Genomic DNA, 10,352 nt, shown 5'->3' with positions numbered 1-10,352 from the left:
CTACCGGAATCAGCGATCTTGGCTCCTGTAGGAGCTCGCTTCAGCAAGCGATAGGGTTTTCGCCCGATAAATCGGGCTCCTACCGGAATCAGTGATCTTGGCTCCTGTAGGAGCTCGCTTCAGCGAGCGATAGGGTTTTCGCCCGATAGATCGGGCTACTACCGGAATCAGCGATCGTGGCTCCTGTAGGAGCTCGCTTCAGCGAGCGATAGGTTTTTTCGCCCGATAGACCAAGCCCCCGCAAAAAAACCACCTTCGCTTGATAAATCAACCCTCTACGAAACTGACATTTATATTCACAAAAACGCATCCTCTACGCGGAAAGAAGAGGCCCTAAAAAGCCGTTTGCCAACGTAAGCCTTTATAAGTACTTTACCCCTCTCAAAAGCACTTAAGTTCTGGGATTAAATCATTCATAAAAAATGAACAGAACCATTCCAAGCGAATCAACACCTGCCTTAATGACTGCGGGCTATATGTCTAGCGGGATCATGCGTTGGCGTATGGTTCGCTTACTGCTGGATGAATTTCATCACTGGGTAAAGCTTAGGCCCTTGAGAGCCCCCCGGGTCGATGCGGTCATTGGCTGGGGTCTTAAACCCAGCGCTACCCGCGCTCATTATCTTGCCAAGCGTAATGGACTGCCCTATATCGCCCTGGAAGACGGCTTCATTCGATCTCTGGGACTGGGGATTCACGGCTATCAGCCTCATAGCCTGGTGGTAGACAACCGGGGCATCTATTACGACGCCAGCCGGCCTTCGGATCTCGAAGCGCTGATTTGCCGGGCGGATTTCCCGAAAGCGGAGCTGCAGCGCGCTCGGATCGCCATGGACCGCCTGCGTCGGCATCGGCTGTCCAAGTACAACCACGCGCCAGACATCGCGCTGCCAGCCAGCCAGCGCCGACAGGTTCTGGTGGTGGATCAAACCTTCGACGATGCCTCAGTGGCCCACGGTCAGGCGGATGCGCAGACCTTTCACCACATGTTGGACGAGGCGATCCGCGACAATCCCGGCGCCGAGATTCTGGTCAAGCTGCACCCGGACGTCATCGCCGGCAAGAAACGCGGCTATCTGGCGGACCAGGCGCGCCGGCTCGATTGCCAGCTGATCACCCACGACCTGAACCCATGGGCGCTTTTCGATGCGGTGGACGAGGTCCATGTCGTCACCAGCCAGCTGGGATTCGAGGCGCTGATTGCGGGCAAGCAGGTGCACTGTCACGGCATGCCCTTTTTTGCCGGCTGGGGACTGACCCGGGATCGCCAGCAGTGTTCGAGACGTGGCATCGAGCGCAGCCTGGAAACGGTCTTCGCCGCGGCCTATCTGCGCTATAGCCGCTATGCCAACCCCTATACCGGCGAGCATTCGACCCTGGAAGAGACCATCGACCTGATCGCGGATCAGAAGCGTCAACGGGACCGTCTGGCCGGGCCTTGGGGCGCCTATGGCTTCGCCCGCTGGAAGCGGGCGTTTTTGCCGGACTTTCTGGGCAGCAACGCCCGGGTTCGCTTCGTCAATTCACGCCACCTGCCTTCTCCCGAACAGTCTGACGAGCGCTGGCTGGTGTGGGGTCAGAAAGCCCCGGACAGGGTAATAGCCCATTGCCGTCGTCATAATTTGCCGCTGTGGCGAGTGGAGGATGGTTTCATCCGCTCCGTAGGGCTGGGCGTGGATCTGATTCGCCCGCTCTCGCTTGCCATCGACGGTAGCGGTCTTTATTACGATGCCAGCGCCCGAAGCGATCTGGAACGGCTGCTCAACCAGACCCAGTTCGATGCTGCGCTGGTGGAGCGCGCCTATCGCTTAAGGCAGCGCCTGGTCGACGTACGTCTGACGAAATACAACCTCGTTGATCGGCGCCGTCTTTCCTTCGCCGCGGATCTGCCTTTGGACAGGCAGATACTGCTGATACCGGGGCAGGTTGAAAGCGATGCCTCCATTGCCTGCGGATCGCCGGTCATCCAACGCAATCGAGATCTGCTCGAGACGGTGCGCGAACAAAATCCAGACGCCTTCATTCTTTTTAAGCCGCATCCGGACGTGGTCAGCGGCGTGCGTTTGGGCGCCCTCGCCCCTGAGGATCAGGCGCTATTCGATCGGGAGGTCAGCGGGCAGGCCATGGTCGATCTGCTCGATGTGGTGGACGAGGTGCACACCATGTGTTCGCTGACCGGCTTCGAGGCGCTGCTGCGAGGCATCGATGTGCACACCTACGGCATGCCCTTCTATGCCGGCTGGGGACTGACCCAGGACAGCCTGGAAGAACCCCGGCGCCAGCGGCGACTCAGCCTGGACGAACTCGTGGCCGGAGTGCTGCTGCTTTATCCGATTTATGTCGATCCCAATAGCGGCCACGTCTGCAACGCGGAAACCGTGGTGAGTTTGCTGGAACAGCAGTGTGCCGAAGGACGCGGTCCTTCGTTCAAGACTCGGCTGTATCGCGGCTATCGCTCGATTTTCACAAGAAGGCACTGACGCCGGATGCAACGACGCTCTTTCCTGCTCCTGCAAGGAGTCTGCTCCCCCTTTTTCCTGCGTCTGGCACAGCGCCTCGCGGAAAGGGGGCATCGCGTGGTCAAGGTCAACTTCACCGCCGGGGACAGCCTCTATGCCGGGCACGGAGCAGACACCCATTCCTTTCGCGGCCCACTGGAAGAACTCGACGATTTCGTGGAAACGCTGTGGACGCGCTACGCCATTACCGACCAGGTGCTCTTCGGCGACTGCCGGGCGGTGCATCGTTCCCTGGTGGAGGGCGCTCGCCGGCACGGCATTCGCAACCATGTCTTCGAGGAAGGATATTTTCGCCCTTTCTGGGTGACCCTGGAGCGCGAAGGCGTCAACAGTCACTCGCTATTGCCCCGGGACCCCCATTGGTATAGCGAGATGGCCCATGGTTTGCCTGAGCCTGCCAATCCCCGGCACTTCGACAATCCGTTTCGCGTGCGCGCCCTGCATGACGTCTGCTATCACCTGGCGGGGCTGGGTAACCCCCTGGCCTATCCGCACTATCGTACCCATGCGCCGGTAACCGCCCCCCTGGAATACACCGGCTATGCCTGGCGATTCGCTCGACTGCCCTACTTCAAGCGTCGCGATGCCAAACGCATCGAGCGCCTGCTGGCCTTTGGAAAACCCTTTTATCTGCTGCCGCTTCAACTCAACGGCGATGCTCAGATTCAGCGCCACTCGCCCATCAAGAGCATGCGGGGGCTGATCGAGCGGGTCATGCACTCTTTTGCCTGCCATGCCCCCAGCGACAGCCTGCTGGTGATCAAGAACCACCCTCTGGACATGGGGCTAGTCGACTATGCGCGTCACATTCGCAGGCTCACAAAAGAGTTGGCCCTCGAGTCCCGGGTCGTCTATCTCGAGTCCGGCAACCTGGAGGCTATTCTGAAACAGGCCGTCGGCACCGTGACCGTCAATAGCACCGTGGGCAACGTCGCACTCGGCATTGGCTGCCCCACCCTGGCCCTGGCGGACCCTATTTACCGCATGCGGGGCCTGACCCATTGCGGCGATCTGAACGGCTTCTGGCAGACGCCGATGCGCCCCGATGCGCGGCTGTTCGAGCAGTTTCGTCGGGTCGTCGTTCACACGACTCAGATCAACGGCGGCTTTTATTGCCGTGATGGCATCGCGATGACCGTGGACAACGCTATGGGCATTCTCGAGGCCGATCAATCACCCCTGGAGCGCTTGCTATGCCAGCCGCTTCTTCAGCGCCTCGCATCCTGATCACCGGTGCCACCGGGGCGATCGGTGGCGCCCTGGCCCGACAGTACGCAGGGCCGGAGGTGCGTCTTTTCCTGCACGGTCGTCAGCAGGCGTCGCTGCGCGCCCTTGCGGATGTTTGTCGAGACAAAGGCGCCGAGGTGACCACGTCCAGTATCGATCTGTGCGACGACGAGGCGCTGCTTGCCTGGCTTGAGCAGCTCTGCGAGCCGGAGCCGCCGACCCTGGTCATTGCCGGCGCCGGCATGAACATCAGCCACGCGGATGACGGCACTGGCGAACGCTGGCAGGACGCCAGCGACCTGCTGGCCATCAACCTGCGCGCGCCCATGGCGATGCTCAACTATCTGGCGCCGCGCATGCGCCGTCGGGGTCACGGCCAGCTGGTGCTGATGAGTTCCCTGGCCGCCTACCATGGCCTGCCCATGATCCCCAGCTACAGCGCCAGCAAGGCCGGCATCAAGGCCTATGGCGAGGCGCTGCGCGGCTGGCTGGCGCCCTATGGCGTCGGGGTCAGCGTGGTCATGCCCGGCTACGTCAGCTCTCGTATGTGCCATGCCATGCCCGGTCCCAAGCCGTTTCTGTGGCAGCCGGAGCGGGCCGCACGCCTTATCCGGCGCGGTGTTGCCCGCAACCGGGCTCGCATCAGCTTTCCCTTCCCCCTCGACTTTGCCTGCTGGTGGCTGGCGGTGCTGCCCGCGGGTCTCGCCCAGCGCTTTCTCAAATGGTTCAACTATGGAGAGCCGGCCTCGTGATGATCGCCCTGGGGCTTCCGGCGCTCGTCAGTCTGATCCTGACCACGGCCCTGGAAGGGTTGCTCAGGCCTCGACCCCGAGCGCTATGGCGGCGTTCGCTTTCCTGCGTGCTGATTCATCTGGGCACCTGGGGAATTCATTACGCCCTCTGGGTGGCGCTGGTTCAGCGCCCCTGGTTTGCGCTGGTGATTAACGCAGCCCTGCAGCTGGTCATCATTCAGGTCAACAACGTCAAATCCGCGTCCTGCGGGAGCCTTTCCTGTATCAGGATTTCGACTATTTCATCGATGCCATTCGCCATCCCCGGCTCTACGTTCCTTTTTTCGGCATCAAACTTACCATCGCAGCCAGCCTGGCGGGACTGACGGCCATCGTGACCGGCTTTGCGGTTGAGCCTTCGCTGTTTTCAAGCGATGACTGGGGTAGCGCTCTGTTTGCGCTGACAGGGCTGGGCCTGCTGTCGCTGGTTGTCTTGAGATTCGGTCTGATTGGACGCTCCAACTGTACGCTCGATATCACGTTCAACCCCAGCCGAGACCTTGTTCGGCAAGGGCTATTCGCCTATCTGTGGGCTTACGGCCTGCTGGCCCAGCGCCCACTCGATGACGCCCATTCGCCGGCAGGCTTCATCCGGCTGCTGACATCCTCGATGCGCGATGCAGAACATCTGCCTCATGTGATCGCGGTGCAGAGCGAGTCCTTCTTCGATCCGCGCCCCTGGCAAGACAATATCGCGCCGGAAGTGCTGAGCGCCTATGACCGGTTGTCGCGTCAGGCGCTAAGTCGTGGCCGACTACAGGTACCTGCCTGGGGGGCCAACACCGTGCGCACCGAGAGCGCCTTCCTGACAGGCCTGACCCCGGAGGCACTTGGGGTGCATCGCTTCAACCCTTATTCCCAATTGTCCCGCCGATCGATGCCCAACCTGGCGGCTCAGCTCGCATCGCTGGGGTATCGCACCCTGTGCATACATCCCTATCCGGCCAGTTTCTATCTGCGTGACAAGGTCTATCCGCGTCTCGGCTTCGAGGGTTTTCTTGATATCGAGGCGTTCTCGACGGCGGACAAGGAGGGCCAGTACATCGGTGACATGGCCCTTGCGCGCAAGGTCGAAGAGTGTGTGATGGATGCGGACCCGCGCCCGCTGTTCGTCTTCATCATCAGCATGGAAAACCACGGCCCGCTGCATCTCGAACGTCCCGACCCGGACAGCGCCCGGTGCTGGTATCGCCGCCCGCCCCCGCAAGGCTGCGACGACCTGACGGTCTATCTGCGTCATCTGCACAATGCGGATCGCATGATCGATTCCCTGGCGAAGACACTGGAACAGGCCTCCCGCCCCGGGCTGCTGTGCTGGTACGGCGACCATGTGCCCATCATGCCCAAGGTCTATGCCCGGCTCGGCGAACCGGACGGACTGACGGATTACCTGCTGTGGTCGACGTGCCACCAGACAAGTGCTCGTCACAACGCTCTTAACGACACCCGTCACAACGCTCATTACAACCATAAAGAGCCCCTCGCCGCGGATGCCCTCGGCGTGCTGCTGCTGGATACCCTGCTGGACATGAGCGCATCGCCACCCCCCACAGGCCGTGCCGTCAAGCAGCCGGCGACGAACAAGGAGTCACCATGAACAAACGTGTGGCCATCATTGGCGCCGCCCATCGTTTTCCCGGCGCAGACAGCACCGAGACCTTCTGGCAGGCACTCAGAGAGCAGCGGGATCTTGTAAGCTGCGTGGCCCCGGATCGCTGGGGGCAGGAAGCGTTCCATCATCCGGACAAGCAGCAGCCGGGCACCAGCTACAGCTTCGCCGCGGGCAGCCTTGGCGACATTTCCGGATTCGATGCGGGCTTCTTCGGCATTTCCCCTCGGGAGGCGGCGCAGATGGACCCCCAGCAGCGCCTGATGCTGGAGATGACCTGGGAAGCCATGGAAGATGCTGGTGTCGCACCGCAGACGCTGCGGGGCAGCCAATGCGGCGTCTATGTGGGCGTGGCGAGTCTTGATTACTCCTATCGCATGGCGGACGACATGGCGGCGATCGATACCCCGACCGCCACGGGCAACACGTCCAGCATCGTCTCCAATCGCATTTCCTATCTGTTCGATCTGCACGGTCCCAGCCTGTCTCTCGACACCGCCTGCTCCTCGTCCCTGGTCGCCTTTCACCAGGCCTGCCAGGCCATACGCGCCGGCGAGACGGATATCGCCCTGGCCGGGGGCATTAGCCTGCATCTGCATCCCTACGGCTTCATCATCTTCTCCAAGGCCAGCATGCTCTCGCCGACCGGGCGCTGCCGGGTGTTCGACGCCGACGGCGACGGCTATGTGCGCTCGGAAGGCGGCGGCATGTTCCTGCTCAAGGACTACGACAAGGCCGTGGCGGACGGGGATCGCATTCTTGCGCTGGTGGCCGCCAGCGGCGTCAACACCGACGGCGACAAGGCCGGTCTCACCGTGCCCAACGCCGATGCCCAGGTTGCACTGATGACCGACACCCTGGCCCGGGCTGGCCTCGATGCGGAGGATCTCGACTACCTCGAGGCCCACGGCACCGGCACCGCGGTGGGCGACCCCATCGAGGCCCGGGCCATTGGTACCGCCATTGGCCAGAAGCGCTCGCGCCCGCTACCCATCGGCTCCGTCAAGAGTAACCTGGGCCATCTGGAAACCGCCTCCGGCGTCGCGGGCCTAGCCAAGGCGCTCTATGCCCTGCGCTTTCGCGAGGTGCCGGCGACCATCGGCATCAAGATCCTTAATCCGCGCATCGACTTCAAGGGCTGGAACCTGGAGGTGGTCACCCGCGCCCAGCCCCTCAAGCCCGAGGGCGATCTGACCATCGGCGTCAACTCCTTCGGTTTCGGCGGTGCCAACGCCCATGTGATTGTGCAAAGCCCACCGACGCCGGCAATCGATCGACAAGATTGCCATGCAAGCGACGATGCAGACGCTGCCTTGCCGATTCGCCTGTCTGCCCGCAGCGAAGATGCCCTGCGCCAGAGCGCTCGGCAGCTCAGCGAATATCTGGGGCAGCGCGACATTCCGCTGCCTGATCTGGCCTACAGCCTTTACCATCGTCGCGAGCAGCATCCCTACGGCGCCCTGCTGTTTGCCGGGGATACCGCCCAGGTCGTGGAACAGCTGGACCGCTTCGCCGAAGGCGACGACTCGAGCGAGGTCGTCACCGGCCAGCGCATCATTGAGGCCCAAGGTCCGGTCTTCGTCTACTCCGGCAACGGCTGCCAGTGGGCGACCATGGGCAAGACCTTGCTTGCGACCTCATCGGTGTTCGCCGCCGCCATCGACGAGGTGGATGCGCTGTTCCAGCAGCATGCAGACTTCTCGCTGCGTGCGGAGCTGGAAGGCCGCAATGGTACAGAACACAGCGGTGAAGAACGCGACGATTACGGGCGCAGTAACGAAGAACGCCTGGCCGCCACCGAAATCGCCCAGCCGGCGCTGTTTGCCCTGCAGGTGGGCTTGACCCGTCTGCTCGAGGCGGAAGGTATTACGCCTACCCAGGTCACCGGTCACAGCGTCGGTGAAGTGGCTGCGGCCTGGGCCTGCGGCGCCCTGAGCCTGTTTGATGCGGTCAAGGTCATCTACCTGCGCAGCGCCTGGCAGGGGCAGACCCGCGGGCAAGGTGGGATGACCGCCGTTGGGCTGGGCTTTGATGACATTCAGCCCTGGCTGGAAGATCCTCGTTTTCAGCGCGTGTCCCTGGCGGGCATCAACAGCCTTCGCGGCGTGACCCTGGCCGGCGATACGGATGTCCTGGATCGTCTTGAAAAAAGTCTCGCCGCCGAGCGCTTCGTCGCCAAGCGTCTGCCCCTGGATTACGCCTTTCACAGCCCTGCCATGGACGGGATTCGGGAGGGGGTCATCGACGCGCTTGCGACACTTATGCCCCGAGCCGGAACGATACCCTTCGTCTCGACGGTCAGCGGTGGGTTGCTCGACGGCGAAGCGCTGGACGCGAACTACTGGTGGCGCAACATTCGCGAACCGGTGCGTTTTCAGGCCGCCATCGAGGGCCTGATCGAGGATGGTGCCAACGTCTTCATCGAGATCGGCGCTAATCCGATCCTGCGCCGCTATCTAAACGACATGCTCGCCACCCGGCAGCGCTCCGGGGTCGTGATTGATACGTTATCCAAAAAGGCGGATGCCGCCGAGGCCATGACTCGCTGCATCGCCCAGACCCTGCTCAGCGGTGTGCCGCTTGCGGCCACACGGCACTTCCAGACCCCTGGCGCCTTCGTCGATCTACCCCACTACCCCTGGCAGCGGGAGCGCTACTGGGTGCGTCCCACCAGTGAATCCCAGGGCTTGATGGCGCGTCACTACGAGCATCCGCTACTCGGCTATCGTCTTGCCCAACAGGAGCTGACCTGGGAAAGCCAGCTCGACGCCAAGCGTCTGCCCTGGCTGGGGGATCATGTGGTGGGGGAAGCCGTCGTCTTCCCCGGAGCCGGCTATGTGGAGCTTGCCCTGGCCGCGGCCCAGGCTTGGAAGGCGCAACCGCTTATCGATCTCGAATCTCTGGAAATTCATGGCCCAATGCTGCTCGACGCGCCCCATGGCAAGCGCATGCGTCTCGACATTCAAGACACGGATGGACGCTTGCGTATTCGCAGTCGCGAACCCGCAAGCGACGAGCCCTGGGCCCTTAATGTCAGCGCCCGGCTGCTCATCCAGAGCCGGGGGCTTTCACTAAAGCGTACAGCGCCAACCTTGCCGACCAGAGCACCGGACTTCGACCGGGAGCAGCATCTGGCCCTGACCCAACATATTGGCCTGGCCTACGGCCCGGCCTTTCAGACCATCAGCCATGGCTGGCTGGAAGATGAGAGCACCATCATCGGCGCTGTCGATCTACCGGCAGCGATTCGCGAGACTCAACAAGCGTGCCTGCTGCCCCCGGGCATTCTCGACGGCGCCTTTCAGCTGTTCATCCCCTTGCTGGCCCAGGAGTTGCGCCAGGCCGGCGGCCTGGCCTTCGTACCGGTGCGCCTGGAGCGTTTGCAAATGCGCCTCGACGCCGGCGAGCCCGCGCTTGTTCGGGTGCGCCTGACATCCCGAGCGCCACACTCGCTATGCGCTAACGTCGAGCTTTTCGATGCCGGAGGTCAAGCCATTGCGGTCATCGAGAGCGCTCGCTTCAAGGCGGTGCGTTTGAAGCAGCCAAGCCGTCAGCGCTTGCGCTATCTCGATCATCGGCTGGTGCCGGCGCCGCGCCGTGCGCCGCCTCTACCTCTTGCGGCGGACCAGCTGACCCGGGCCTCGAGGCGCTGTCCCTGACCTATCGTCAGGCGACGGGCTCGCGCTATGCAGGCGAGATCGAACCCTGCTCGACGCCATGGTGCTGGCGTTTCTGCGCGAGGCCTTGGCTACCCAGGCGGACGCAAACGGGCATATCGCGCCAGCCTTCACGAACATGGGCGCCCCCAGGACGCGCCGGCGTCGTGAGGCGCTGCTGCGTCTCGCTCAGGACAATGGCCTGATCGAATCCCGAGCCGGGGGCTGGCAGCTGCATGAAGACGACGACGTTCCAGCGGCGACGATCTGGAACCTGCTGATTCAGGACTACCCCGGCCATGCCGCGCTGATCCATCAATTGGGCCGTCTGGGTCGTCATCTGCCGTCTCGACTCGTCGATGACGAGGATGCCGATGCCACCACTCCCAGCTCCCAACTCAATTCACAGCTGTTTCAGCAAGCCATCGGCGAACCCGGCTGGCACAGCCTGACCGACGGCCTTGGAGAACAGATCGCGATGCTTCTCGGCCTGCTGCAAAGCGGCCAACGACTCGATCTGCTGGAAGCCTCCGCTGCCCAGCCGCGCTTC

7 protein-coding genes are annotated in these 10,352 nt (G+C 62.6%); all 7 read left to right on the top strand.

Annotated elements, in window-relative coordinates:
- Positions 1-503 precede the first annotated feature (503 nt).
- Complete coding sequence (locus CH74_RS17605; RefSeq protein WP_253273119.1) at positions 504-2,480, top strand: capsular polysaccharide biosynthesis protein; 1,977 nt, start codon at positions 504-506, stop codon at positions 2,478-2,480.
- Positions 2,481-2,486: 6 nt separating this feature from the next.
- Positions 2,487-3,746 carry a capsule biosynthesis protein gene (locus tag CH74_RS17600; RefSeq protein ID WP_048308841.1) on the top strand — a complete coding sequence of 420 codons (1,260 nt, stop codon included), beginning with the start codon at positions 2,487-2,489 and terminating at the stop codon, positions 3,744-3,746.
- Positions 3,713-4,498: an SDR family oxidoreductase gene (locus CH74_RS17595; protein WP_048308840.1), complete on the top strand. Its 786-nt coding sequence runs from the start codon at positions 3,713-3,715 to the stop codon at positions 4,496-4,498. The genes CH74_RS17600 and CH74_RS17595 overlap by 34 nt, the downstream gene beginning before the upstream one ends.
- Complete coding sequence (locus CH74_RS17985) at positions 4,495-4,863, top strand: hypothetical protein (protein ID WP_156181580.1); 369 nt, start codon at positions 4,495-4,497, stop codon at positions 4,861-4,863. Before CH74_RS17595 ends, CH74_RS17985 begins: the two co-directional genes overlap by 4 nt.
- An 8-nt stretch (positions 4,864-4,871) precedes the next feature.
- Entirely contained in the window at positions 4,872-6,134 is a 1,263-nt protein-coding gene (locus tag CH74_RS17590; RefSeq protein WP_053070825.1) for an LTA synthase family protein, read from the top strand.
- Positions 6,131-9,805, top strand: a complete 3,675-nt coding sequence (locus CH74_RS17585; RefSeq protein ID WP_053070824.1) for a type I polyketide synthase — start codon at positions 6,131-6,133, stop codon at positions 9,803-9,805. Before CH74_RS17590 ends, CH74_RS17585 begins: the two co-directional genes overlap by 4 nt.
- A gap of 61 nt (positions 9,806-9,866) precedes the next feature.
- On the top strand, positions 9,867-10,352 hold a 486-nt coding region (locus CH74_RS17980), incomplete at its 3' end, for a hypothetical protein (protein WP_172656363.1).

It is taken from the genome of Halomonas sp. PR-M31 (assembly GCF_001039575.1).
Taxonomy (GTDB): domain Bacteria; phylum Pseudomonadota; class Gammaproteobacteria; order Pseudomonadales; family Halomonadaceae; genus Modicisalibacter.
This window is presented reverse-complemented; position numbering and strand designations above follow the sequence as displayed.